Annotated in this window: 22 protein-coding genes and 2 tRNA genes; 14 read left to right on the forward strand and 10 right to left on the reverse strand. The window is 64.5% G+C overall.

Translation table 11 applies throughout. The annotated features are described in order from the left end of the window. The first annotated feature begins 35 nt into the window (after positions 1-35). Positions 36-680, forward strand: a complete 645-nt coding sequence (locus ATJ78_RS10305; protein ID WP_098407508.1) for a DUF8185 domain-containing protein — start codon at positions 36-38, stop codon at positions 678-680. A gap of 2 nt (positions 681-682) precedes the next feature. Here the strand turns inward: ATJ78_RS10305 and ATJ78_RS10310 are convergent, their stop codons facing one another. From ATJ78_RS10310 to pepN, 4 genes are all read right to left on the reverse strand, one after another. Next, complete coding sequence (locus ATJ78_RS10310) at positions 683-2,341, reverse strand: FAD-binding dehydrogenase (RefSeq protein ID WP_098407509.1); 1,659 nt, start codon at positions 2,339-2,341, stop codon at positions 683-685. Between the two features lie 28 nt (positions 2,342-2,369). Continuing rightward, positions 2,370-2,762 carry a globin gene (locus ATJ78_RS10315; RefSeq protein WP_098407510.1) on the reverse strand — a complete coding sequence of 131 codons (393 nt, stop codon included), beginning with the start codon at positions 2,760-2,762 and terminating at the stop codon, positions 2,370-2,372. Beyond that, positions 2,759-3,766: a mechanosensitive ion channel family protein gene (locus ATJ78_RS10320; RefSeq protein ID WP_245836284.1), complete on the reverse strand. Its 1,008-nt coding sequence runs from the start codon at positions 3,764-3,766 to the stop codon at positions 2,759-2,761. Before ATJ78_RS10320 ends, ATJ78_RS10315 begins: the two co-directional genes overlap by 4 nt. A gap of 87 nt (positions 3,767-3,853) precedes the next feature. Further along, positions 3,854-6,394 (reverse strand): aminopeptidase N, encoded by a 2,541-nt coding sequence (gene pepN / locus ATJ78_RS10325; protein ID WP_098409330.1) that lies wholly within the window; start codon positions 6,392-6,394, stop codon positions 3,854-3,856. Between the two features lie 78 nt (positions 6,395-6,472). On the opposite strand from pepN, the gene ATJ78_RS10330 reads away from it, so the two are divergent. From ATJ78_RS10330 to ATJ78_RS10345, 4 genes are read left to right on the forward strand one after another with little or no spacing between them, the layout of a single operon-like run. Next, positions 6,473-7,087 (forward strand): mycothiol-dependent nitroreductase Rv2466c family protein, encoded by a 615-nt coding sequence (locus ATJ78_RS10330; RefSeq protein WP_098407512.1) that lies wholly within the window; start codon positions 6,473-6,475, stop codon positions 7,085-7,087. Positions 7,088-7,107: 20 nt separating this feature from the next. After that, positions 7,108-7,596 (forward strand): ribose-5-phosphate isomerase, encoded by a 489-nt coding sequence (locus ATJ78_RS10335; protein ID WP_098407513.1) that lies wholly within the window; start codon positions 7,108-7,110, stop codon positions 7,594-7,596. Further along, complete coding sequence (locus ATJ78_RS10340; RefSeq protein ID WP_098407514.1) at positions 7,596-8,591, forward strand: Fpg/Nei family DNA glycosylase; 996 nt, start codon at positions 7,596-7,598, stop codon at positions 8,589-8,591. The genes ATJ78_RS10335 and ATJ78_RS10340 overlap by 1 nt, the downstream gene beginning before the upstream one ends. Positions 8,592-8,599: 8 nt before the next feature. Further along, positions 8,600-10,099, forward strand: a complete 1,500-nt coding sequence (locus tag ATJ78_RS10345; RefSeq protein WP_245836285.1) for an amidohydrolase — start codon at positions 8,600-8,602, stop codon at positions 10,097-10,099. A gap of 63 nt (positions 10,100-10,162) precedes the next feature. Here ATJ78_RS10345 and ATJ78_RS10350 read toward each other — a convergent pair whose 3' ends face one another. Together ATJ78_RS10350 and ATJ78_RS10355 are read right to left on the reverse strand one after the other, a co-directional pair. After that, the gene (locus tag ATJ78_RS10350) at positions 10,163-10,648 is read right to left on the reverse strand and encodes a Dps family protein (protein WP_098407515.1); all 486 of its coding nucleotides are present in this window, start codon (positions 10,646-10,648) and stop codon (positions 10,163-10,165) included. Positions 10,649-10,750: 102 nt separating this feature from the next. Next, positions 10,751-14,164 carry an SCO7613 C-terminal domain-containing membrane protein gene (locus tag ATJ78_RS10355; RefSeq protein WP_098407516.1) on the reverse strand — a complete coding sequence of 1,138 codons (3,414 nt, stop codon included), beginning with the start codon at positions 14,162-14,164 and terminating at the stop codon, positions 10,751-10,753. Positions 14,165-14,268: 104 nt separating this feature from the next. Here ATJ78_RS10355 and ATJ78_RS10360 point away from each other — a divergent pair, with 104 nt between their 5' ends. After that, the gene (locus ATJ78_RS10360) at positions 14,269-14,799 is read left to right on the forward strand and encodes a gamma carbonic anhydrase family protein (protein WP_098407517.1); all 531 of its coding nucleotides are present in this window, start codon (positions 14,269-14,271) and stop codon (positions 14,797-14,799) included. Positions 14,800-14,806: 7 nt separating this feature from the next. Here the strand turns inward: ATJ78_RS10360 and ATJ78_RS10365 are convergent, their stop codons facing one another. Beyond that, positions 14,807-14,992: a hypothetical protein gene (locus tag ATJ78_RS10365; RefSeq protein WP_098407518.1), complete on the reverse strand. Its 186-nt coding sequence runs from the start codon at positions 14,990-14,992 to the stop codon at positions 14,807-14,809. A 55-nt stretch (positions 14,993-15,047) separates the two neighbouring features. Continuing rightward, a tRNA-Gly gene (locus ATJ78_RS10370) sits at positions 15,048-15,121 on the reverse strand. Positions 15,122-15,318: 197 nt separating this feature from the next. On the opposite strand from ATJ78_RS10370, the gene ATJ78_RS10375 reads away from it, so the two are divergent. From ATJ78_RS10375 to ATJ78_RS10400, 6 genes are all read left to right on the forward strand, one after another. Continuing rightward, positions 15,319-15,396, forward strand: a tRNA-Pro gene (locus ATJ78_RS10375). Between the two features lie 51 nt (positions 15,397-15,447). Beyond that, positions 15,448-16,794, forward strand: coding sequence for a trigger factor (gene tig / locus ATJ78_RS10380; protein ID WP_211288458.1), 1,347 nt, complete (start codon positions 15,448-15,450; stop codon positions 16,792-16,794). 149 nt (positions 16,795-16,943) lie between these two features. Then, entirely contained in the window at positions 16,944-17,537 is a 594-nt protein-coding gene (locus tag ATJ78_RS10385) for an ATP-dependent Clp protease proteolytic subunit (protein ID WP_098407520.1), read from the forward strand. Positions 17,538-17,556: 19 nt separating this feature from the next. Next, positions 17,557-18,225, forward strand: coding sequence for an ATP-dependent Clp protease proteolytic subunit (locus tag ATJ78_RS10390; RefSeq protein WP_098407521.1), 669 nt, complete (start codon positions 17,557-17,559; stop codon positions 18,223-18,225). 146 nt (positions 18,226-18,371) lie between these two features. Then, positions 18,372-19,643 carry an ATP-dependent Clp protease ATP-binding subunit ClpX gene (gene clpX, locus ATJ78_RS10395; protein WP_098407522.1) on the forward strand — a complete coding sequence of 424 codons (1,272 nt, stop codon included), beginning with the start codon at positions 18,372-18,374 and terminating at the stop codon, positions 19,641-19,643. Positions 19,644-19,712: 69 nt separating this feature from the next. Beyond that, positions 19,713-20,519: a methyltransferase domain-containing protein gene (locus ATJ78_RS10400; protein ID WP_098409332.1), complete on the forward strand. Its 807-nt coding sequence runs from the start codon at positions 19,713-19,715 to the stop codon at positions 20,517-20,519. A 27-nt stretch (positions 20,520-20,546) separates the two neighbouring features. On the opposite strand, the gene ATJ78_RS10405 is transcribed toward ATJ78_RS10400, so the two are convergent. Beyond that, a complete protein-coding gene (locus ATJ78_RS10405) occupies positions 20,547-20,810 on the reverse strand; it encodes a hypothetical protein (RefSeq protein WP_098407523.1) in 264 nt (87 codons plus the stop codon). Between the two features lie 8 nt (positions 20,811-20,818). Further along, on the reverse strand, positions 20,819-23,395 hold the full coding sequence (valS, locus tag ATJ78_RS10410) for a valine--tRNA ligase (protein WP_098407524.1): 2,577 nt from the start codon (positions 23,393-23,395) through the stop codon (positions 20,819-20,821). A gap of 164 nt (positions 23,396-23,559) precedes the next feature. On the opposite strand from valS, the gene ATJ78_RS10415 reads away from it, so the two are divergent. Then, complete coding sequence (locus tag ATJ78_RS10415) at positions 23,560-25,683, forward strand: acyltransferase family protein (protein WP_098407525.1); 2,124 nt, start codon at positions 23,560-23,562, stop codon at positions 25,681-25,683. Positions 25,684-25,759: 76 nt separating this feature from the next. Further along, entirely contained in the window at positions 25,760-26,380 is a 621-nt protein-coding gene (locus ATJ78_RS10420; RefSeq protein ID WP_098407526.1) for a TetR/AcrR family transcriptional regulator, read from the forward strand. Positions 26,381-26,395: the final 15 nt, after the last annotated feature.

Here is a 26,395-nt window from a genome sequence, read left to right on the forward strand (position 1 = left end):
TGCGGTTGCGCGGCGTGAGATAAGTTTAGAAGCAGATGACTGAGAGATTCACACTGAGCGACTCCGACGCGGTGTCGGACCTCTGCACGTTCGTCGGCCGCGCGAAGCGAGTGGACCCGGATGCCGTGAGGCTCATCGCCTCCAGCGGCGTTCTCGCCGTGTACGTTCCTGTGCTCTACGCGCGTGGGATACTCGACCGAGGCCCCACCGTTCTCGGCCTGCGGACCTTCGCTGAGACGAGCGGTGCAGAGTTCGACCGCACGGTCGTTCCCGATGCGATCAGTGAGCGTCTCGCCCGCGTCGAAGGATCGCCGGTCGCTCAGCTGACGATGCCGTCGAGCGAGGTCACCGCACCGTGGACAGGGATTGCGCCTCCGCGATCGGGCTGGGCCGAGATCGGCTCTGTCGGTGTGGACACGCTGGCAGCGACGTCGAGGGAGGGAGCTGCGCGCATCGCCGCCGAGCTGCCACGGGACGCCGGAGACCCGGTCGTGCAACGCATCAGGGCCGGCGTATGGGGCGAGGACATCCCTGCGTTCCCCGAACTGCCGGCAGGGGCCGCGTTCGCCGCCGAAAGTCTCGGCTTCATCGGCGAAAGCGAGACGGCGCGCGTTCTGCAATCAGGACCGTGGCTGAGACTCAGCATTCGCCGCGGGCATGTGCTCGTGCGCCGGCGCTGAACTCACGACGTCGCGGCGGCCATGGCGCGCCCGGCCGTCCGGCCAGAAAAGAGGCACCCGCCGAGAAATGTGCCCTCAAGCGCGCGATAACCGTGCATGCCGCCGCCCCCGAATCCGGACGCCTCACCTGCGGCATAGAGCCCGGGAACGGGATCGCCCGTCTGCGCCAGCACGCGACCATCGAGATCGGTCTGCAGGCCGCCAAGCGTCTTGCGCGTCAGCAGGTGAAGCTTGACCGCGATCAGTGGACCGGCTTTCGGGTCGCGCAACTTGTGCGGGGGAGCGACGCGAAGCAGCCTGTCGCCTCGGTAGGAGCGCGCTCCACGCACGGCGGTGATCTGCGCGTCCTTCGAGAAGTCGTTGTCCATCTGACGGTCTCGCCAGTCAATCTCGCTCCGTACACGCGCGAGATCGAGTTGCCCTTCCGCGTCGAGAGCTGACATGCCCTCGAGCAGTTCATCGAGCGAGTCGGCGACGACGAAATCGTTCCCGTGCCGTTTGAACGCCTCCACCGGACCGGGAGCCCCCGGCGCGACCCTGCTCAGCAGCATCCTGATGTCTTTTCCGGTGAGGTCCGGGTTCTGCTCGCTCCCCGACAGCGCGAACTCCTTCTCGATGATGCGCTGCGTCAGAATGAACCAGGAGTGGTCGAAGCCCGATCGGGTGAGGTGCGCGAGCGTCCCGAGCGTGTCGAACCCGGGAAAGAGGGGAGCAGGCAGGCGGGCACCCGTGGGGTCGAGCCACAATGAGGAGGGACCGGGAAGGATGCGAATGCCGTGCCCCGGCCACACCGGGTTCCAGTTCTCGATGCCCTCGGTGTAATGCCACATGCGATCGCCGTTGACGACACGTCCACCCGCGCTTTCAGCGATGGCGAGGCCCCGTCCGTCCACGTGGGCGGGAACGCCCGTGAGCATCGTGCGGGGGACGGGACCAAGGCGCTCCGGCCAGTTCTTGCGCACAAGCTCAGCGTTTCCGCCGATCCCTCCCGTGCTCATCAATACCGCGTCCGCTGAGATTTCGAAGGCTCCAACCACCTCTCGTGCGCTGGAGATGCCGCGCGGCGCGGGATCATCGACGAGGATGCTCCCGGACACTCCGCTGATGCGTCCGTCCGTCAGCACGAGCTCATCGACGCGGTGGCGCGACAGCACATCGAGTGATCCGCCGCCGCGTGCTGACATGACGCGGTCGGCGAACGGCTCGATGAGGCCTGGGCCGGTTCCCCACGTGATGTGGAATCGAGGAACGGAGTTTCCGTGTCCGTACGCTGCGCCTGCGCCACGCTCGGCCCAGCCGACGACCGGAAACAGCGAGATTCCCTTCTGCCTCAGCCACGATCGCTTCTCGCCCGAGGCGAAATCGACGTATGCGCGTGCCCAACGCCGTGCCCAGTCGTCTTCGTCTCGATCGAAGCCGGCTGTGCCCTCCCAGTCCTGCCATGCGAGTTCGGGCGAGTCCTTGATGCCCATTCGGCGCTGCTCGGGGGAGTCGACGAGGAAGAGCCCTCCGAAAGACCACCATGCTTGTCCGCCGAGGGAGCCGGGCGGCTCCTGGTCAAGAAGGGCTACGCGTCGGCCAGCGTCCGCGAGTTCCGACGCCGCGACAAGCCCCGCGAGCCCGGCCCCGACGACAATTGCGTCATACGAGTGATCGGGCATTCGTGCGGCTCCTTTGTCGCGGTTTCTGTCAGTCCTCGAAGGTATTGACGAGAGCGTGTGCGGCTCTCTCTAGATAGTCCCACAGAGTAGCCTCGTGCATCGGCGACAGATCGAGTGTGTCGACCGCTGCGCGCATGTGTCGCAGCCAGCGATCCCGGGCATCGGGGTTCACTTTGTATGGCACGTGCCGCATGCGCAGGCGAGGATGCCCGCGCGTCTCGCTGTATGTGGTCGGGCCGCCCCAGTACTGTTCGAGAAACATCCGGAGACGCACTTCCGCCGGGCCGAGGTCTTCTTCGGGATACATAGGCGTGAGCACAGGATCCGCTGCGACGCCGCGGTAAAACTCGTGCGCCAGCTTGGCGAAGGTCTCGTGCCCGCCGACCTGCTCGTAGAACGTTGTCTGCTGCTGGTCGGTCATCGCTCTCCCTTCGCTGTACGCTTCTTTCGCCCGAGTTTGGACGGGTTCACCATGACCGGTTTTGTCCGCGGGGGCCGTGCGCCTCCGACACTACCCGCTCCCTCCCAGCCCGCGAGAATCACCGTCTCGAGGGAGAGCGGGGCGACATCGAGTTCATGGAGAACATCGGTAAAGCGAGAGCGAAGCTCACGGCCGACGTCATCCTTGGACGACGTGCGGGTCTTCGCCACGAGTCGAAGCACGACAGCTTCGTCGGAGACCGACTCGATGCCCCAGGCTTCGGGCGTGTCGAGAAAGTGCGGGCGCCACTTGGCCTCTTGCGCCAGCGCTCGCGCCGCGGTGAGAAGCTGCTCCTTGACGTGGTCAACGTCAACGCCCACGGGTACCGCAAGATCAATGATGAGGCGCGACCATCCTTGTGACATGTTTCCGACGCGCAGCACCTCTCCGTTGCGCACGAACCAGAGAACCCCATTGACGTCGCGCACCTGAGTGATGCGGATGCCGACCTTCTCGACGACGCCCGTGGCGAAGCCGACATCGACGACGTCACCGACGCCGAGCTGGTCTTCGATCACCATGAAGATGCCGTTCAAGACGTCTTTCACAATGTTCTGTGCGCCGAAGCCGAGGCCCGCGCCCACGGCAGCCGAGAGCAGCGCGAATGAACCGAGGATGCCGGGGGCGACAACGTGAATCACGAGCAGGACCGTGATGACGACGATAACGACATTCACGATGTTGGAGAGCACGCTGCCGAGCGTCCGCGTGCGCTGTACAACGCGAACTGCTGCCAGAGGGGAGACGGCGAGCGCTTGAGTGTCGTCGACGCCGTGCCCCTTCTTGACGCCGCTCACGATCGAGACGACGGACCGGCGAATGACGATGTGGAGGAGCCACGCCACGCCGATGGCGACTGCCACGATGACGACGACGCGCACGAGCGTGCCAAGCGGGGTGCTGAAGAAGCCATCCAGAGATGACCAGAATTCGGTATGACGCACGTTGTGAGTGTAGCCGCGCGGCATCGGTTATGGCTGAGAACGACGCAGGCTCCGCACGGTAAGCGGAGCCTGCGTCGGAACGGTGGTTCAGTGTGCGTCGCGAGCCTGGGCGGCGAGGGCGCGCTCGACGCCAGCGAGGTTCTCCACGACGAGACGGCGAAGCGCAGCTGGCTCTGCGTTCGCCTCGAGCCACGTTTCTGTGGCGTCGCGCAGCTGCTCGCTCGCAAGCGGCGAGGGGTAAAGCCCGAGAGCGACGTGCTCCGCGATCTTGTACGAGCGGGAATTCCAGATGCCGAGCAGAACATCGAAGTACGCATCGACGAACTCGTCCAGCACACTCGGGTCCTGAACGCGTCGGAATCCCGCCGCGGTGTGCGCGACCAGAGTGTTCGGGAGTGTGTCTTCGTCGATGATCGACGACCATGCGGCACGCTTGTCCTCGACGGCGGGACGAGCGGCGCGCGCCTGCACGGCAAACTGCTGACCCGACGCCGTGTTGTCGGCTGCGAGCGCTGCATCGATCTCGGCGTCGCTCGCGCGTCCTCCCGCGGCGAGCGCGATGAGCAGCTCCCAGGAGAGGTCCGTGTCGATCTCGAGCCCCTCGAGCTTCTCCGACCCGTCACGCAGGGCAGCGATGGCGTCGAGGTGCCCAGGCGCTGACGCCGCTGATGCAAAGAACTTCACGAACTGGAATTGTGCGTCGCTTCCCGGGGAGGCCTGCTGCGCGAGCTTCCAGAGGCCGTCGGCCACTCGCTGCAGCGTGTCGGCACGATGCTCAGGTGCCACATACTGCTGTGAGGCAAGAACCAGCTGGGTGAGCGTCGTACGAAGGGTCGTGGATTCGGTCTCGGCGGCGATGTTTCCCAGCACGAGGTCGACATACTCGCGAGCGGGAGTCTCTGCATCGCGTGTCGCATCCCACGCCGAACCCCAGACCAGCGCGCGTGCGAGCGGGCTCTCGATCGTTGAGAGATGCTCAATCGCAACGTGCAGCGACGCGTCGTCGAGACGGATCTTCGCGTAGGCGAGGTCGTCGTCATTGAGCAGGATCAGATCGGGACGCGCCCGGCCGACCAGCTCGCCGACTTCGGTTCGTGCGCCGTCGATGTCGAGTTCAATGCGGTCCGTGCGCACGAGCCGGCCATCGCCCAGGCTGTAGAAGCCCACCGCGAGGCGATGCGGACGAAGCGTCGGGTAGTCGTCTGGCGCGGTCTGCCGAATGGCGAAATCCGTGATCGTTCCGTCTGGATCCGTCGTGATCTCCGGATACAGGGTGTTGACCCCTGCGGTCTCAAGCCACTTCTCCGACCACTCGGACAGGTCACGCCCGCTTGTCACTTCAAGCTCGGAGAGCAGATCGGCCAGTTCCGTGTTCGAAAAGGCATGCTTGGCGAAGTATGCGGCCACACCCGCGAAGAATGCCTCTTCGCCCACCCACGCGACAAGCTGCTTGAGGACCGAACCCCCCTTGGCGTACGTGATCCCGTCGAAGTTGACCTGAACATCTTCGAGATCGTTGATTGTCGCGACGACGGGGTGGGTCGACGGCAGCTGGTCCTGCTTGTACGCCCAGCTTTTCTCCATCGCCTGGAACGTGGTCCACGCTTCTGTCCATTCAGTCGCTTCAGCTGTGGCGATCGTCGATGCCCACTCGGCGAAGGACTCATTGAGCCAGAGATCGTTCCACCACTTCATCGTGACGAGGTCGCCGAACCACATGTGGGCAAGCTCGTGCAGAATTGTGACGACGCGTCGCTCCTTGATCGCATCCGTCACCTTCGAGCGGAAGACGTAGGTCTCGACGAACGTCACCGCACCGGCATTCTCCATTGCGCCCGCGTTGAACTCGGGCACGAACAGCTGGTCGTATTTGTCGAACGGGTATGGGCGGTCGAACTTCTCCTCGTAGAAGGCAAAGCCCTGTCTGGTCTTCTCGAAGATGTAGTCGGCATCGAGATGCGCGAAGAGGCTCTTGCGCGCGAAGACGCCGAGGGGAATGGTGCGCCCGTCACGGCTTGTCAGCTCGCTGCGAACCACGTCATATGGCCCCGCGACGATGGCCGTGATGTAACTCGAGATGACGGGCGTCGGGGCGAACTCCCAGCGCGCGCTGCCGTCGCCGAGCTTTACCGCCTCAGGGGTCGGCGAGTTGGACACGACTTGCCACTCGGCAGGAGCTGTCACGGTGAACTGGAACGTCGCCTTGAGATCCGGCTGCTCGAAGACGGCGAAGACCCGGCGCGAGTCCGGCACTTCGAACTGGCTGTAGAGGTACACCTCGCCGTCGACGGGATCGACGAAACGGTGAAGACCTTCCCCGGTGTTCGTGTATCGCATGTCGGCGTCGATGACGAGCTCGTTCTCGTCGGCGAGGTCGTTGAGAATAACGCGCGTGCCGTCGGCGGCGGTGACCGGAATGCCAGCGCCGTTGAGCGTGATCGCGTGAACCGTGTGCGTGATCGCGTCGATGAAGGTTGACGACCCGGCTTCGGCGCTGAAGCGTACTGTCGTCGTGCTGCGGAAGACGTCGGCACCTCGTGTGAGGTCGAGCGCAATGTCGTAGCTGTGGGTGTGAATGAGGCTCTTGCGCGTGCGCGCTTCGTCGCGGGTGAGGTTTTCTCCTGGCACGAAAGACTCCTGTTCGATTGTGCGGATCGTGTCCAACGACCAAGCGTACTGCCGCAGCACGTGTCATAGGCTGAGGTCATGAGTGCTTCGACTTCGACGACTGTGGATTTCTGGTTCGACCCTTCGTGCCCGTGGGCGTGGATGACGTCTCGGTGGGTAGACGAGGTGGCGCAGCATCGCGATCTCAGCGTGACATGGCACGTCATGAGCCTCGCCGTGCTCAACGAAGACACCGACGTCTCCGACGACTACCGCGCGTTCTTTCCGCGGGCGCTCAAGTACACACGGCTCGTGACAGCGGTCGCGCAGCTTCACGGGCAGACGTTCGTCAAGCCTCTGTACGACGCGCTGGGAACCCGCATTCATCCGGGGGGAAGTAAAGATCCGGATGCTGTCATTCCCGCCGCCCTCGACGAGGTCGGACTTGATCGCGACCTCGCGCGCTATGCCGACAGCGATGAGTATGACGAGCAAATGCGCGCGTCGCACTTCGACGGCATCAACAGGGTGGGGCAGGATGTCGGAACTCCGGTCATCGCGATCGAGGACGTCGCCTTCTTCGGCCCTGTGATCTCTCCGGCGCCGAAGGGCGACGAGGCGCTCACCCTGTGGGACGGCGTCGTGGCCGCGGCATCCTACCCCGGCTTCTTCGAACTCAAGCGGTCGCGCACCGCCGATCCCCAGTTCGACTGACGGCAGGGCAAGATAGACGCATGCGCATTCACATCGCCACTGATCACGCGGGGCTCGAGTTCAGCCGCAAGCTCCAGGACGATCTCACCGCGAGGGGACACGAGGTCATCGATCACGGTCCAGACGAATACGATCCCGCCGACGATTACCCGGCGTTCTGCATCAACGCGGCCCATGCCGTCGTCGTTGATCAGAACGCGGGAGTCGAAGCGCTCGGCGTCGTGTTCGGCGGCTCCGGCAACGGAGAGCAGATCGCGGCGAACAAGGTCATGGGCGTTCGGGCAGCGCTCGTGTGGAACATCTCGACGGCGGAGCTGGCTCGGGACCACAACGACGCGAACGTGATCTCGATCGGGGCGCGCCAGCACTCGTACGATGACGCGCTGTCGTTCATCCATGCGTTCATCGCGCACCCCTTCAGCGGCGAGGAGCGTCACGCTCGTCGTATCGCCCAGCTCGCTGAGTACGAGCAGACTGGTGACATCGCGGGGAAGGGCGTCGATCGCTGATGCCCGAGGGCCATTCGGTTCATCGCATCGCGCGGCAGTTCGATCGCAACTTCGTCGGCCGAGTCGTGGCTGCGTCGTCGCCACAGGGGCGGTTCGTCGAGGGCGCAGCCGTGCTCGACGGGAGCGAACTTCGCGAGGTCTTCGCCGTCGGAAAGCAGATGTTCGCCGATTTCGGCGACGACACGTGGCTGCGGGTGCACCTCGGCATGTACGGGGCGTGGGACTTCGCCGGCGAGATCGCGGTTGATTCGACGATCGCTTCGGCAAACGGTCGCATGGGCCAGACCAACCAGCGGGGTACAGACGTCGCCCTCGAGATCCTCGACAGCGCTGGCGAGAACTCGCTGTCGAGCATCGGTGCTCCGCGCAAAGCGCGCGTTCGCATGTCTGAGCAGACGAAGGGCGACGCTGATGCCGAGTGGGAGTCGTTTCCGCCGCCTCCGGTCGGCGCGGTGAGGTTGAGGCTTCTCACGGAGCGCACGGTTGCGGACCTTCGCGGTCCGACGGCCTGCGAGATCCGCACGGGCGCCGAGGTTCAGAATACGATCGCACAGCTCGGGCCGGATCCGATGCACGATGACTCACGCGACGCCGAGGACCGGTTTACGGATGTCGTTCGGCGCAAGCAGACGCGCATTGGCGTGCTTCTCATGGATCAGTCGGTTGTGAGCGGCATCGGCAACGTCTACAGGGCGGAGCTGCTGTATCGTGCTCGTCTCGACCCGCACACGCCCGGAAAGCTTGTTCCCGAAGAGACCGTTCGCGGAATCTGGCGCGACTGGGTCAGGCTGCTACGCATCGGCGTCGAGACCGGACAGATGATGACCATGGACGGACTCAGCGGCGACGACTACGCGCGCGCGATGGCGAACCGGGATGATCGGCACTGGGTGTATAAGCGCGAAGGGCTCCCGTGTCGCGTGTGCGGCACGAACATCCTGCTCGAGGAGATGGCGGCGCGCAAGCTGTACTGGTGCCCGAACTGCCAGAACTAGGGAGAGTCGTGACCGCATTCCGCCTTCGAGCAGCCCATCCCGGTCAGGGGATCGTGCAGACGCTCACGCGGGCGCGCTTGATCGACCTCGACGGTCTCGTCGATATCGAGGTGACGGATGCTGTCATCACCGACATCCGCCCCAGCGGCTGTCGCGCTGCCGCGGGTGAGTCCATCGACCTTGACGGCCGTTTCGTGGTTCCCGGGCTCTGGGATCGCCACGTCCACTTCACGCTCTGGGCGATCACGAGCAAGCGCGTCGACGTCTCCGCTGCGCGAAGCGCTGCTGAAACGGCGCAGCTGATCGCGCGTGCGGCTCGGGACCATAAAGAAGGTCCGCTTGTCGGCGTCGGCTTTCGCGACGCGCTCTGGAGCGACAGGCCGACGGCTGCGCTCCTCGACGCCAGCATGAGCGACACTCCCGTTGTGCTGCTCTCTGCCGACCTTCACGCGGTCTGGCTCAACACGGCAGCTCTGCGTCGATTCGGGTATCCGCCAGAGCATGACGGACTGCTCACAGAAGACGCCGCGTTCGCCGTGCAGAACCAGCTCGACGAGATTCCCGAAGCAGTGTCTGACGCGTGGGCCGACGAGGCAGCGCGTGAGGCTGCGAGGCGCGGGGTCACCGGGATCGTCGATATGGAGATGGCCTGGAATCGCGACGTCTGGGTGCGTCGAACACAAGCGGGGTCGACGCACCTGCGCGTGTCGTTCGGCATCTATGCGCAGCATCTCGATCGTGCGATTGCAGAGCGCCTGCAGACCGGATTCGTAATTCCGCACACGCACGGCCTGCTCACCGTCGGGCCGTTCAAAGTGATTACGGACGGCTCGCTCAATGCCCGAACGGCCTATTGCGATGACCCGTACGCCGGCAGGGACGCCGGCCACGGCATCTTGAACGTCGCGCCGGACGACCTCACCGATCTCATGTCTCGATCGTCGAACGCGGGCATTGACTGCGCGGTCCACGCCATCGGTGACCACGCGAATGCGCTCGCGCTCGATGCGTATGCGCGGTCGGGCGCACGGGGGAGCATCGAGCATGCACAGCTGATGCGCCCGCACGACATCGCGAGAATGGCGCGTCTCGGTGTGCTCGCGAGCGTTCAGCCCGAGCACGCGATGGACGACCGTGAGATCGCCGACGCCTACTGGCGAGGGCGCACGGAGCGCGCGTTCATGCTGCGCAGCTTTCTCGCGGCGGGAGTTCCGCTCGCGTTCGGGTCAGACGCGCCCGTGGCCCAGCTCGACCCGTGGGCCGCGATCGCGGCAGCGGTCTCGCGGTCCCGCGACGGCAAGGCACCGTGGCAGGAGCAGGAAGCCATCAGCGCTCGTGAGGCGCTTGCGGCATCCATTCCTGGTGGATCGCTCGCACCGCGCATCGGAGCGACGGCAGACCTCGCGCTTCTCGAGCGAGATCCGCTCGCCACCGACCCCGAGCATCTGCGCACCATGCCGGTGGGGGGAACGATCCTCAACGGCCGTTGGACGCATTCAGCACTCTGACCCGTTACGACGCAGCAGGGGCCGGATGCTGTGTCGACATAGCATCCGGCCCCTGACTGTGGCCTACTTCGCGACGTGCGCGAGCAGCAGCCACCGGTCCTTCTCGAGACCGCGCACGATCTCGACAGCGACATCCTGGCTGTTGAGGTCGATCTCATCGAGCTCGTCGACGGCCGTGCGTGCTGTCTGAATCGCGGCGTCGAGCATTGCCACAACCTCGACGATGGTGTCCTCCGACTGCTGGAATCCGGCGCTGAGCTCGGGCAGCGTCGTCTTCGCTGCCACGGTCGCCAGTCGCGAGTCAACGGGCAGGCCGAGGGCGACGACGCGCTCTGCGGCGAGATCTGCCCACTCCTGGGCATCGGAGACCAGCGTGTCAAGGAGCTCGTGCACACCGATGAAGTTGTGTCCGCGCAGGTGCCAGTGCGCCTGCTTTCCGTTCACGACGAGCGCCTCGAGGTCGATGACGAGCGGTGAAAGGAACTGCGCAGTGCCCGGCGCGACGTCGGGGTTGACGTTTGTGAGCTTTTCAGTCTGTGATGTAGCCATATCGTCCCTCTTCTTCTCTTGATGAGTTCAACGTTACTGCGAGTGAGAAATTCCGCAAGCAAGCGATGGCTCACCTTGCTGAGGTAAGGTGAACCTGTTCGATTAGCGCATTCTCGCGATGCTGCGCACCGCGCGTGCGGCGGGAAGATTCGACAGGCGGACGACCAGTGCTCCGAGCATGAGGATCACGATGGCGGCGAGCGCAACCGCCCAGCCGGACGCTGCCGCGGTGAGCGCCGGCCACGCGAGGGTCAGTGTGAGAATGGCTCCCGCGATGGCGGCAGTCGCGATCGGCGCCTGCAGCCGAGCGACGACGCCAAACGCGGCGGTAGCCGCGATGCCGAGCACGAGCCAGGCGATGCGCGCCGGTGCGGGGTCGGAGAGGCATTGCACAAGGCTCGGCAGAATGAGAGCGGCCAGCGGAGCGCCCAGCATGCGCCACGACGTCGCTTCTGCCCGCGCGAAAAGCGCTCTCAGGTTCACGGTGAGGGCGATCACACCGACCGGAATCGAGACGAACTCGACGGCGGAGTGCGCGCCCGTGATCGTGCCGACGGCGAGAAACGATGCGCCGAGCGTTGTCATCCACGTCACCGCGGAATGCGCGCGACTGCCGCGGGCGAGCGGCGCCGCGAGAAACATGGTCGCCCCCGCGGCGACGAGTGACAGCATCCACCCTGGAACCGCGATCACCGCGGCCACGTTGGCGAATGGCAGCGAGAGCAGCAGAGGGGCGATGGCGAGTGATGCGTAGGCGAGCCGGGCTTGGCGATGACCACGGTACAGCCAGAGCGCCGCAAGGCCGGTCATGAGCACGGAGCCGGTAACCGTCCAGACGAGCAGCTCATCGAGCTTGAAAGGAGTGCGAGCGATGAGTTCGTATGAACGGATGCTGGTCGTCGCACCCACGGTCAGAGCCCCAGCACTCCAGAGCCACAGTGCGATGTGAACGCCGCGCACGACCGGGGGCAAGAATGCGCCAACTCCTGCCAGAAGCGTCGCGATCAGGAGGATCAGGTACGTGTGCGTGAGAGGCGCCGCTGACGATGCGACGACGGCGGGCACGAAGAAGATGGCGAGCGTGGCGACCGCAAGCAGATTTCGACCGGGCGGCGTCGGGATGTGGGCGGACGGTCTGCGCATGACGACAACGGCGAGCGCCGCGCAGACGAGCGCCGCAAGGGCCAGAGCGGAGAGCTCAACGCCCACATCGCCGCGCTCGGCGAGACCGAGCCAGATCGCGCCGGCGAACGGCGGAAGACACGCCCAGATCAGATGCCTGCGCCGGCTTGAGCTGCGGGCGACCGAACCCTCGCCGAGCGAGAACAGCACGGGCAGCACACCCAGAAGCACAAGGTGAAGAGGGCCGAAGTCGCTCGTCGTGACGGCGGCGGGAATCGTGATGGTCGAGGTGAGAGCGATCGATGAGTCCCATGCCAGCCGAGCCGGGTGTGATCGCGGCTCGCCTCGTGGAATGGCGGCGCCGCGAAAGATGACGATGCCCAGGCCAGCGAGCACGACCGTGATGCCGACGGCGAGCAGCTCGGGCGCTCCCCACACAGGCGGGCCGAAACGGCGCCAGGACTCTACAGCGAGCATGACCGCCGTTGGAGGCGTGAGAGCGGCCGTGACATAGCGTGCGACGCTGTCGCGGCCGCCGTGCGGGAACTGCCATGAGAGCTCCGCCGCGAGCACGCACGCCAAGCCGATCACAAAGGCACGTTGTGACGCTGACGTTCCCTGCACGGCGAGGCTCCCGACACTCACAAGCGATGCAACGGTGGCGAGGGCGGACATGACGGTGATGTCTGCAGCGGCGAACCGGTGAGATCGTGTCGACGCGATGATGAGGATTGCAGAGGCGACGACGATGGTTGTCAGATCTGCTGTCGGCGCGGGCACCGTGATCTCGGGGTCAGCCCAGAGGGGCAGCCAACGCGCACTGATGAGGACGAGGACGACGACGACAGCCGAGAGCGCAGGGGGAACCGAGAGCTTGTCTGGCCTGACGACCCGGCGAGGCAGCGCAACACGCAGCGCGACTGCGCCGCCGAGGGCCAGGAACGCCGCGAACGGCCACACAGCGGCGCTGTTCGCCCCGACCAGGAACGCTGCCGCGATGGAGCTCAGCACGAGCAAGGTCAGGACGACTCGGCGACCGCGTCGAGGGCGCAACACGACGAACAGAGCCGTGGCGCCGATCGCGAGTCCTCCCGAGATGACAACCGATGCGGCAGGAGTCGGTGCTGACGCCTGAGCGACGAGCAGCGTGGCACCGCCAAGGCCAAGAGGCAGCCAGCTGAACTCCCTGAGGCGGCGCCACAGGGCCAGTGTCACAGCAGTCGAGGCGGTGAGGCACGCCGCTGTGACCCAGATAGACGCGCTGACGGGATAGAGAAGGGTGCGCGCAGCGAACGGGTCTACGCTGAAGTTCGGAAGCGCGATCCGCGTCCACGTCTCGATGAGCGCAATGCCGAGGGCGGGCACGACCGTGAGCGAGCAGGTGACGAGGGTGACGAGTCCTGCGAGACGCAGGCCGGATGCGCTTCGATTGTGCCGCAGGCGCCAGAAGATCGTCGCGAACACGACGGCAGCCGTCGCTGTGAGTACAGCTGTCACGTTGAGCTGCAGCGCGACAGACGTGAAGTGAGCCGCGGGAGCGGCTCCGGCGCCCGCCGCGGCGAGCCCCAGTCCGGCTCCGCAGGCCGTCTTCCACGCTCCCAGCTCACGAGTGAGAGCAAGGCGGCCTGGCGACAGCGGACGTGCACTCGCAACAGCCGCCGGCGCCGCCGAGCCGCTGTCGGGCGCAACGGCAACGGGGGACCCGAAGAGGTGCATGGCGAACGCTGCGGCCGTGACCAGAAAAGCAATGGAGGTTCCCCAGCCGAGGCTGGGCCAGCTCGCGGTGGCGAGCACGAGTGCGACGATGCTCGCGATCGCTGCGATCGAGCGAGCGGCAACGCGGGCCGCAAGCGAGCCGATGAGCAACGGCCAGGCTGCGCCCACGCTGGCCACGAGCACGGCACCGGCCCACATCCGAGAGGGCAGTGAGGCGGCGGGAAAGAGGGAAGCTCCGATGCCGACGAGGGCGAGCGCGGCAGCGATGACCGCGAACGGAGGGATGGCGCGAGCACTCGTCCACCGCCCGGCTGCCACAAGGAGAGCCGTGAGAGCCACGTTGACGGCACCGACATACAGCCACGTCGGTATCAGGGCCGAGTCGGCGAGCCCGCTTTGCCAGACCGTCCACTGGCTGACCGCGATGGGCAGCAGCGCCGTGCACACGAGAATCGTCGCCAGACCGTGCTGCCGTCGATGCGTCGCCGTGCGGATGCCAAAGCCGCTCACCGCCGCGAACACAATGCTGACGGGAAAGTGCCACACCGGGGGGACGGCCACAGCGAGCGCGAGGGTCAGCGAGACGCCGAGGACGATCGTGATGCCCGCAAGACCTGCAATCACGACAGTATGCGGGCGCGGCGCTCGAGGAGAGGTTCCTCCGACGCCGTCTGCCATGATTCCATGATGGCCGACGGAGCTCGCCGCGCGAGACGCGCACGCCGAAGACGTGCTGGCTGATCGGCGTCGACGGTCGCGCGATCGGCGCGTACGGTGGGGACATGACTATCAACGATCCAGAGTCGGTCATCTCGCTGTCCAACGGCGCCGAACCGTCCATCTCTGACAGTGCGTTCATTGCTCCGGGCGCAAAGGTCGTCGGGAACGTGAGCATCGGCGAGGAATCGGGTGTCTGGTACAACGCGGTTCTGCGCGGCGATTCCGATTCGATCACGATCGGCGATCGCAGCAACCTTCAAGATGGCGTTGCCGTTCACGTCGATGCCGGGTCGCCGACGGTGATCGGCGATGACGTCTCGGTGGGGCATAACGCGGTCGTGCACGGCTGCACGATCGGAAACACTGTTCTCGTGGGCATGGGCGCGGTTGTGCTCAGTGGCGCAACCGTCGGTGATGAAGTGCTCATCGCCGGTGGTGCTGTTGTGCTCGGCGGAACTGAGGTGCCGCCGCGTTCGCTCGTCGCGGGAGTGCCGGCGAAGGTGCGTCGTGAGCTGTCGGACGACGAGGTGGAGTCGATCCGCGCTAACGCACGACACTATGTCGGAAACGCGCGGTTGCACGCGGGCGCATGAGAAGTCGTCAATCTCTCTGAGTGCGACGCTGGCGTCGTCTGTGAGCTCCCATGGCGGAACCGAGGCAGACGACACAGGCGATCATGAGAAGCGTTCCCGGACCGAAGCGGCCGATGCCGAGGAGCACACCGCCCACCAGAAAGCAGATGACGCCGATGACGGTCCAGATCTTCTCCAGACGGGGCAGTCTCACCGTGATCCGCTCCCATCGACGTCGGTGTCTCGCGGCTCGCCGCTGACCAGTCGCATGGAGGGGATGACGGGAATCGAACCCGCACCATCAGTTTGGAAGACTGAGGCTCTACCATTGAGCTACATCCCCGTGCACCGAAAGGCACTCGAACATCGTAGTACACGTTTGAGCTCGTCGTGAACACGGGACTCGGTTCCGAACATGTCAGCGATGTCGCGTGAGCGTCGCGAATGCTGTAATTGCACTGCGACGCAGTACAGTAGAATGCTTGAGGTCAATTCGCCTGCTTAGGCCTTGGTGAAGATCCACAACCGGTTCGTTTGCGCCGGGGCGTAGCTCAGCTTGGCTAGAGCGCCCGCTTTGGGAGCGGGAGGTCGCAGGTTCAAATCCTGTCGCCCCGACCACGTACGTCCTCATTCGAGGTAAGAATCCAAATCACAGGAGAACGCATAATCGTGAAGACCACGGTCGAAAAGCTGAACCCGACCCGGGTGAAGCTCACCATCTCGGTTCCTCCCGAGGAGCTCAAGCCCAGCATCACCAGCGCCTACTCGGCGATCGCGCAGCAGATCTCGATCCCTGGCTTCCGCAAGGGTAAGGTTCCGCCCGCGATCATTGACCAGCGCATCGGCAAGGGCGCAGTGATCGAGCAGGCCGTGAGCGAAGGTCTTGACGAGTACTACCGCAAGGCAGTCGAGGAAGAGAACCTCAAGACGCTCGGCCGTCCCGAGGCAGACGTCGCCGAGTGGCCGAGCGACAAGGACTTCTCGGGCGACCTCGTCGTCACGGTTGAGGTAGACGTGCGTCCCGAGTTCGAGATTCCCGCATATGACGGGCTCAAGGTCGAGGTCGCGCCCGCCGAGGTCACCGATGACGACATCGACACGGCGCTCGACGAACTGCGCACGCGGTTCGGGACGCTTGTTTCTGTCGACCGACCGGCGAAGACAGGCGACTTCGTGCAGATCGACTTGACGGCCACGATCAACGGCGAAGAGGTCGACTCTGCCAGCGGCGTCTCGTACGAAGTCGGATCCGGCGAGCTGCTCGAAGGCATGGACGAGGCAGTCGAATCCCTCACCGCGGGGGAGAGCACCACGTTCTCGTCGCCGCTGCTCGGCGGAGAGCACCAGGGCGAGGACGCCGAGGTCGCGGTCACGGTCACCGCTGTGAAGGAACGCGAGCTCCCCGAAGCGGACGACGACTTCGCCCAGATCGCGAGCGAGTTCGACACGATCGGCGAGTTGCGCGAGAGCCTTGTCGACCAGGTCAAGAGCCAGAAGACCTTCGGGCAGGGAACCGATGCTCGCACGAAGGCCGTCGATCTTTTGCTCGACGCCGTCGAGATCCCCGTCTCTGAGAAGCTCATCGAGGCCGAGGTTCACCGCCACCTTGAGAGTGAGGGGCGCCTGGAGGACGACGAGCACCGTGCTGAGGTCAGCGAGTCGAGCGAGAAGACCTTCCGCACCCAGCTGCTTCTTGACGCGATCGTCGAGAAGGAGAACGTGCAGGTGAGCCAGGAAGAGCTCACTCAGTACCTCATCCAGGGTGCGTCGCAGTACGGCATGGAGCCGGGAGAGTTCATCAAGGTTCTCGACGAGAACGGCCAGATTCCGCAGATGGTCGGCGAGGTGGCCCGCAACAAGGCGATCGCCGTCGTGCTGGGCAAAGCAGAGGTCGTCGATACCGCTGGCGAGCCTGTTGATCTGACAGGATTCCTCCCGCCGGCCGAGGACGAGACAGCAGACGAGGAGTCTGAGACAGCAGACGACGCGACTGCCGAGAACGACGAGGCGAAGTAAGAGCCGACAATCTGAGAATGGGACCGGGACCGCACAGGGCCGGTCCCATTCGCGTCTGATGCGACGATCTGCCCACGGCGAACACAGCCCGTGAGCGACCGTCGCCTCCACTAGATTCGTACTGTAGCGATAACGAAACGGAGCGCGACATGGCAGAGCCCCTTGTGGCCCAGAGTGTTTTTGACCAGCTTCTGAAAGACCGCATCATCTGGCTGGGTTCGGAGGTGCGCGATGAGAATGCCAACGAGATCTGCGCGAAGATCCTGCTGCTCGCGGCAGAAGACCCGAAGCGCGATATCTATCTGTACATCAACTCGCCCGGCGGTTCGATCACCGCGGGCATGGCGATCTACGACACGATGCAGTTCGTGCCGAACGACATCGTCACGGTCGGCATCGGCATGGCAGCATCCATGGGCCAGCTGCTGCTGACGAGCGGAACCAAGGGCAAGCGTTACATCACCCCGAACGCTCGCGTGCTTCTGCACCAGCCGCACGGCGGCTTCGGCGGAACGGCGAGCGACGTGCAGACTCAGGCGCAACTGATCCTCGATATGAAGCGGCGTCTTGCAGAGATCACCGCATCGCAGACCGGCAAGAGCGTCGAGCAGATCAACGCCGACGGCGACCGCGACCGGTGGTTCACAGCCCAGGAGGCCCTGGACTACGGCTTCGTCGACCACATTCGCGAATCGGCGACCGACGTCACAGGCGGCGGCGGAACAGACAGCTCTCAGAAGTAGGCAGAAGAGGACGACAATTATGCAGACTCCCACCTTTGAAGCGGCAGGACGTTCCCTGCAGATGCCGAGCTCGCGCTACATTCTGCCGAGCTTCGAAGAGCGGACGGCCTACGGCTACAAGCGCCAGGATCCGTACGCCAAGCTCTTCGAAGACCGCATCATCTTTCTCGGCGTACAGGTAGACGACGCGTCGGCAGACGACATCATGGCCCAGCTTCTCGTTCTGGAAAGCATGGACCCTGATCGCGACATCGTCATGTACATCAACTCGCCTGGTGGGTCATTCACGGCAATGACCGCCATCTATGACACGATGCAGTACATCAGGCCTCACATCCAGACCGTCGTTCTCGGCCAGGCGGCCTCGGCGGCCGCCGTGATCACCGCGGCCGGTACGCCCGGCAAGCGCCTCGCGCTTCCCAACGCGCGCATCTTGATCCACCAGCCAGCCGTCGGTGAGGCAGGCCAGGGCCAGGCCTCGGACATCGAGATTCAGGCCGCTGAGATCATGCGGATGCGCACGTGGCTTGAGGAGACGCTCGCCGCGCACTCGAAGCACTCGCAAGAGACGATCCACAACGACATCGATCGCGACAAGATCCTCTCGGCAGAAGAGGCGCTTGAGTACGGACTCATCGACCAGGTGCTCACGAGTCGCAAGAACGCTCCGGCGTCGCTGGGGCAGTAGGAGTACGTAGACGACGACGAACGGCGGTGGGCGAGAGCTCGCCGCCGTTCGCGTCTGTGACACACACGCGTCACAGTTCGCGTGCGAAGTCAGTGGAAGAGGTTAGGCTCGATACATGCACAGCATCAAGTGGAGGAGGCACGCCAATGGCGCGAATCGGTGAGAGTGCCGACCTGTTGAAGTGCTCCTTCTGCGGCAAGAGCCAGAAGCAAGTTCAGCAGCTGATCGCGGGCCCAGGGGTTTACATCTGCGATGAGTGTGTAGAGCTCTGCAACGAGATTATCGAGGAGCGCCTCGCTGAGGCGGGCGAGGCATCGGCGGGGGAGTTCGATCTTCCCAAGCCGAAGGAGATCTTCGACTTCCTCGAGGAGTACGTGATCGGTCAGGAGCCGGCGAAGCGTTCCCTTGCGGTCGCCGTCTACAACCATTACAAGCGCGTCAAGGCCCGCTCGACGCTGACGAGCGCTGACAGCATGCATGAAGACGTAGAGATCGCGAAGAGCAACATCCTGATGGTCGGACCGACCGGGTGCGGCAAGACGTACCTCGCTCAGACCCTCGCGAAGCGCCTCAACGTTCCATTCGCCGTCGCCGACGCGACGGCACTGACGGAAGCGGGATACGTCGGCGAAGACGTCGAGAACATCCTGCTCAAACTTCTGCAGGCCGCTGACTACGACGTGAAGCGCGCCGAGACCGGCATCATCTACATCGACGAGATCGACAAGATCGCGCGTAAGGCGGAGAACCCCTCGATCACGAGAGACGTCTCAGGAGAAGGAGTTCAGCAGGCGCTGCTGAAGATTCTCGAGGGGACCGTTGCCTCGGTTCCGCCGCAGGGCGGGCGCAAGCATCCGCATCAGGAGTTCATCCAGATCGACACGACGAACGTGCTCTTCGTCGTTGCCGGGGCTTTCGCCGGACTCGAGGATATCGTCTCGTCGAGGGCAGGGAAACGGGGAATCGGCTTCGGCGCCCCGCTTCACTCGCAAGATGACAACGCGGACCTCTTCAGCGAGGTGCTTCCTGAAGACCTGCACAAATTCGGGCTCATTCCCGAGTTCATCGGACGCCTGCCTGTTCTGACCACGGTGACGCCGCTCGATCAGCACGCTCTCATGCAGATTCTGACGGAGCCGCGCAACGCGCTGGTCAAGCAGTTTGAGCGGATGTTCGAACTCGACGGCGTTGAGCTTGAGTTCGAGCGGGAGGCTCTCGAGGCCATCGCGAACCTCGCGGTTGAGCGAAAGACAGGCGCTCGCGGGCTCCGCGCGATTCTCGAAGACGTGCTTGGCCCCATTATGTTCGATGTGCCTTCCAGCGAGAATGTCTCGCGCGTGATCATCACTCGCGAGGCCGTGACAGAGGGCGCTGCACCGATTCTCGAGGAGCATGCGCGACGCGAGAAGTCAGCGTAAACCCGGACGTTCACACCGCGAGCGCGCGGCCACTCGCCGACGTTGTTGCGTCGAGAGTAGCCTGTGACCATGCCTTCTGCTGATCCGTATATTCACGGGCATCACGAGAGCGTCGTTCGAACGCACGCGTGGCGCACGGTCGACAACTCAGCCGCTTATGTCGTGCCGCATCTCAGGGTCGGCATGAATGTGCTCGACGTGGGCTGCGGGCCGGGCACGATCACCGTTGACCTCGCCCGGCGCATATCGCCGGGTCGGGTGCGCGGCATCGATGTGGAGCCGGCCGTGATCGAGCGCGCACGCAACTACGCGGAGTCGGCGGACGTCAGGAACGTCGAGTTCGCGCAGGGAAGCGGGTATGCCATTGACGCGCCGGATGACACGTTCGATCTCGTGCACGCACATCAGGTGCTGCAGCACGTCGCTGATCCAGATCGCGTCATGGCGGAGATGCTCAGGGTCACGAAGCCCGGTGGCATTGTTGCCGCCCGGGACGCGATCTACTCGGGGGCGTCGTGGTTTCCCGATCTCGCCGGTCTCGATACGTGGCGCGACGCGTACCTCAGTGCTGCTCGATACGCCGAAGGCGACCCCGACATGGGACGGAGGCTGCGAGCCGTGGCGCTCAGCGCGGGCGCGCGCACGGTGGACTCGTCAGCATCCATCTGGTGCTTCTCAACTGACGCGGAGCGTGAGAACTGGGGCGGCAGCTGGGCGGAGAGGGCGACAGAATCCCATTTCGCCATTCAGGCGATCGAATCGGGAGCAGCTCACGCCGATGATCTAGCCGAGATGGCTCGTGCCTGGCGTACGTGGGCCGCAGACGAGCGCGGATGGTTCGCCATGCCGCACGGCGAGATCATCGCGCACGTGTGAGACGTCGCTCAGGCCGTCGCTTTCGCCTCAGTAGTCGTCGTCATCGTCTGCGTCCTGGCCGACCTGGCGCACCGTGGCCGATCGTTCGGCGTCGTTGTACGTGATGAGCGTGCCGTCGTCGAGTTCGACAACGGGACGCCCCTCGAGCCAGGTGAGGGTCCAGGCCCATCCGGCGACGGCGACACCATCAACGCGGAGTTCCGCTTCGACGTCGCAGACGGCGCTCGCGACGACCGGGGGCAGGGCCGCAGGCGCGGCAGACCCCACTGCCCAGCGCGTTCCCAACTGCATTTGGCCCCCTAGGAGTCCGCGGGCTCGGCGAGCACGATATCGGTGACCGCGATCTCGTCGCCTTGCGCGAAGGTGAGATTCGCGACTCTGCCCACCGCGGCGAGATCCGCAGACGCAGAGCGCAGCGCCTCGAGCTGACCGGCCGGGCACGTGATCGTCGCTCGTTCGACGGCAACCTTCTGTGACACTTTCGCGTCGGTCTTTGCCCGGCGGATTCCAATGAGCGCGACTCCCGTGAGCGCGAGAACCTGCTCATCGCCGTGTACATCGAGCTCGGCGGTCGTCGGCCACGACGATGCGTGAACGGAGCCGGAGTTCCACCATGACCAGGCCTCTTCCGTTGCGAACGGAACAAAGGGGGCGAACAGGCGCAGCAGTGTGCTCAACGCCTGGCGAAGCGCTGACACCGCCGAGGAGCGGGTAGGGTTTGTGTTGTCGTACGCGCGTTCCTTCACGAGCTCGAGGTAGTCGTCGCAGAACGTCCAGAAGAAGCTCTCCGTCACCTCGAGGGCACGAGCATGGTCGTACGAACTCAGAGCGGCGGTCGCCTCGGCGACCACACGGTTGAGCGTCGCGAGCATGCTTCGGTCCAACGGCTCTGTGACCTCGTCAGCATCCGTGCCGTCGAAACCGAGAATGAACTTCGAGGCGTTGAGGATCTTGATCGCGAGGCGTCGCCCGATCTTGATCTGCGTGGGATTCTGCGGGTCGAACGCGGCGTCAGTGCCCAAGCGAGAGGATGCTGCCCAGTAGCGCACCGCGTCGGAGCCGTGTTTGGCGAGCATATCGGCTGGCGTGACGACGTTGCCCTTGGATTTGGACATCTTCTTACGATCGGGATCGACGATGAATCCAGAGATGGAGGCGTTCGTCCACGGCTTCTCGTTGTCTTCGAGCACAGATCGCAGCATGGTCGAGAACAGCCACGTGCGGATGATGTCCTGACCCTGAGGGCGTAGATCGTACGGATGCACGAGGTTCCAGAGATCCTCGTCGCGCTGCCATCCTCCCGCGATCTGCGGTGTGAGCGATGACGTCGCCCAGGTGTCGAGAACGTCGACCTCGCCGATGAACCCACCGGCCTCGCCGCGCTGTGATTCGTCGTAGCCGGGAGCGGCATCGCTTGACGGGTCAACGGGGAGCGAGTCGACATCGGCGGCGATGGGCGAGTCATAGTCGACGTTTCCCGCCGCGTCGAGCGGATACCAGAGCGGAATCGGCACACCGAAGAAGCGCTGGCGTGAAACCAGCCAGTCGCCGCTCAGGCCGCCGACCCAGTTCTCGTAGCGCACGCGCATGAAATCGGGGTGCCATGTCAGCTCAGCACCCAGCTCGAGGAGACGAGCCTTGAGCTGCTCGTCTCGTGCGCCATTGGAGATGTACCACTGCCGCGTCGACACGATCTCGAGCGGCTTGTCGCCCTTCTCGAAGAACTTCACGGGGTGGGTGATCTGCTTCGGCTCACCGATGAGATCGCCTGACTCTGAGAGTTGCCGCACGACCTCCTTCTTCGCGGAGAAGACCGTCTTTCCCGCCAGCTCGGCGTAGGCGTCGCGACCCGTCTGCGACGTGATGGCGTCGGGAGCGTCTGCGACGATACGTCCGTCGAACCCGATGATCGCACGGTTCGGAAGGTCGAGTTCACGCCACCACACAACGTCGGTGACGTCGCCGAACGTACAGATCATGGCGATGCCCGCGCCCTTGTCGGGCTGTGCGAGGTGATGGGCGACAACAGGAACCTCGACGCCGTACACGGGCGTCGTCACTGTCGTGCCGAAGTACGGCTGATATCGCGCATCATCGGGATGCGCAACGAGTGCGACGCACGCGGGAAGCAGTTCAGGGCGCGTCGTTTCGATCTCGAGCGTTCCACCGTCCGCGCGATGGAACGCGATGCGGTGATACGTTCCCGGCTGATCCTTGTCTTCAAGCTCTGCCTGGGCAACGGCAGTGCGGAACGTGATGTCCCAGAGCGTCGGCGCCATCGCCTGGTACGCCTCGCCTCGTTTCACGCTGTTCAGGAACGCTCTCTGACTCACGGCGAGCGATTCGTCGCCGATGGTGCGGTAGCTCTGGGTCCAGTCGACAGAGAGACCGAGCCTGCGCCAGACATCTTCGAACTGCTTTTCGTCTTCAACGGTCAGCTTCTCGCACAGTTCGATGAAGTTGCGCCGTGAGATGGGCTGCTGGTCCGCCGCCTTGATGCTCTTGCCGTCGCCGTTGTGAGGGGGGACGAAGCCGGGATCGTAGGGCAGCGAGGGGTCACAGCGCACGCCGTAGTAGTTCTGCACGCGCCGTTCGGTCGGCAGACCGTTGTCGTCCCACCCCATGGGGTAGAAGACCTTCTTGCCCGACATGCGCTGGAATCGCGCGATGACGTCGGTGTGCGTGTAGCTGAAGACGTGACCGATATGCAGAGAACCGGATGCTGTCGGAGGCGGCGTGTCGATCGAATAGACGCAGGGCCGGCCGCCACGCGCCGCACCGTCGCGGTCGAAACGATAGGTGCCGTCCTTCTCCCACGTGGAGCCCCAGGATTCCTCGAGACCTTCGAGCGCGGGCTTGTCGGGAACTGTGGTCATGCTGGAAACTCCGATTCGATATAGGCGGCACCGTGTGAACGTGCCTGGAAGGGGTATCCATCCATGGTAGCCGTCCCGCTGCACTGCACGGAATGCGAATGCTTCCTGAAAGCTCACTGAAAGACGCCGAGCATGCTGCCCCCTAAAGTGGGGGTACACGACGAATGGCTGGTGATCCACTCATGTCTCAGCAGACGAGCGGACGCACGACCGAGGTGCGGACCGATATTCAGGGCCTGCGGGCGATAGCAGTCGGCATCGTTGTGATCTTTCACTTCGTCCCCGCTGCACTGCCTGGCGGGTACGTCGGGGTCGATGTCTTTTTCGTGATTTCGGGGTTTCTCATCACGACGCATCTGCTGCGCGAGATGAACACGACGTCGCGCATCAACCTGCCTCGCTTCTGGGCGCGACGCGCGCGCCGACTGCTTCCTGCGGCGCTTCTTGTCTTGGCGCTGACCGTCGGCGCCGTCTGGCTGTTTGTACCGACAGGATTCAAACCGGACTTTCTCGCTCAGGTGGCCGCGTCGGCGCTGTATGGCCAGAACTGGATGCTTGCGGACCAGGCCGTCGATTACCTGGCGGCTGAGGCGCAGGCGTCGCCCGTGCAGCACTATTGGTCGCTCTCCACCGAAGAGCAGTTTTACATCGTCTGGCCGCTGCTGATGGTGCTCGCGCTCTGGATCGCGTCGCGTGCGAAGCGAGCGCGACCGGCGCGTTCCGTCGGGTTCGTCATCGGTGCCGTCGCCGTGCTCTCGTTCGGCTGGTCGGTGTGGCAGACTGCGTTCGACCCCGCTGCCGCGTACTTCGTCACGACGACGCGCGCATGGGAGTTTGCTCTCGGCGGCCTCACGGCACTCGCCGTGCTCTCTCGTCCAGCCCTGTTCGCCGCGATACCCGAACAGGTTCGCAGCGTCTTGGCCTGGCTCGGGCTCGGCGGCATCTTCCTGAGCGCTCTCGTCTACACAGGTGAGACGCCGTTCCCCGGCTATACGGCGCTTCTTCCCGTTCTCGCGACCATCGCGGTGATCATCGCACACGACCCGAGTCCAGCATGGTCGCCCCGGCGCCTGCTCGCCGTGCGACCCATGCAGTGGCTCGGCGACGTGTCGTACAGCGTGTACTTGTGGCATTTCCCGCTGATCATCCTCGCCCCCTTCGTGCTGCGGCGCACCGTGAATCCGATTGATCTGCTCGTCATCACGGCGCTCACGCTTGTTCTCGCCTGGGCTTCGAAGGAGTGGGTCGAAGACCCCGTGCGCATCGGCATCACATCATCGTGGCGCCCGCGGATCACCTTCGCCGCCACCGCGGCGGCGATGGGTGCCGTCGTCGTGGTCACGATTGGCGGCATCGGCGCGGCAGACGAGCAGGTGAAGGCGAGCCAGCAGAAACTTGCAACGCTTGTCGAGAGCAACGAGCCGTGCTTCGGGGCGGCCGCCCTTGAACCGGGCTCTGGCTGCGTCGTCGAACCCGACACCGTCGCGGTTCCCGATCCGGCCCTTGTCGACAAGTCGCCCGAACGCTGCATCACCAACACGCGCGATGACGAGCTCAAGGTGTGCGAGTACGGGGTCGAGAAAGAAGACGCCGACCAGGTGATCGCGCTCGTCGGAGACTCGCACACCGAGCAATGGCTCAGTGCGATGATGCATACGGCGGAGAAGCGCAATTGGCACGTGACGGTGCTGACCAAGGCATCGTGCCCGTTCATCGGTGTCCCGCGTGATGAGCCCGAGAAATCGAATGCCGAGGTGGCGACGCTCGTCGATACATGCACGACCTGGAACGATGAAGCGAAGGCGTACCTCGACGAGCACACGGAGATCGACACCGTCGTGACCTCGGCGAAATCGTCGAACCCTGTCGAGGCCGAGGACGGCGAGAGCTGGCAAGAGACCGCGATCGACTCATACGAGGAACGGTGGAGCGAGCTGCCCGAACACATCAGCAGCATCATCGCTGTGCGGGATACACCGCGCATGAACAGCGATGTGCTCAGCTGTGTGACCGCCAACGGAAAGCGCGCTGGCGAAGAATGCGCTCGCTCGGTGGATGACGCCTTCAGCGAAGACCCGCTGGCCGAGGCCGCTGAGCAGTCGACAGATTCCCGGGTGTCGCTCATTGACATGAGCGAGTACTTCATCGTCGACGAGCAGGTGCCGCCCGTCATCGGAGGCGTTCTCGCGTTCCGTGACACGCATCACATCAGCTGGGTCTACTCTTCGACTCTCGCGGCTCCCTTCGGCGACAAGATCGATGAGGTCGTTGAGACCGCCGCTGCATGAGATCGCGAGAACGGCCTGTGCGCCCGATCATTCTGCTGTGACAAAATGAGCACACCGTATGAGGAGGGTGCGCAGAATGGCGGAGAAGCAGCGTGTGGGGCGACCTCGGCGGTCATCTCGGCGGATGCTGGAAGAAGCGGCGGCGGAGCTCTTTCTCGAGCAGACCTACGACGGGACGACGATCGACGAGATCTCCACGCGTGCGGGCGTCAGTCGCAACACATTCTTTAATTACTTCTCGTCGAAGAGCGACGTGCTCTGGGTCGACGTCGACGAGACGATCAGTGCCCTTAGCGGCATCCTCGCGTCTCTTCCCCGTCACGAGAACGTGCTCGACGGTGTGGAGGCCGCTCTTACTCGGGTGGCGTCGGAGCATCCATCGAGCCGTGTGCCCTGGGCGCTGACGCAAGTCGACCTGATGGGGACCCGAAACGAGCTGCTCAGTTCGGGCATGGTGCGCGTGCTTGCGGTCACCGAGATCCTCGCGTCATTCATCTCGTCGCGAGCGGGAGCCGACGTGAAACCGGACGGCGACACGGCCGCGGCAGCACTGACCGCAGCGGCCGCCACTGCGGCCGCACGCTGGGCCGGCGACGGAGTCGGACGTCGTGCCCTCGATGACTACGTTCGTGAGGCCATCGGACCGGTGTGCAGCGGGTTCCGGCCATGCTTCGACGGAGCCGGCGCACAGCGGTAGCCCGAGCGGGTAGAC

The organism is Paramicrobacterium agarici (assembly GCF_002563955.1).
Taxonomy (GTDB): domain Bacteria; phylum Actinomycetota; class Actinomycetes; order Actinomycetales; family Microbacteriaceae; genus Paramicrobacterium; species Paramicrobacterium agarici.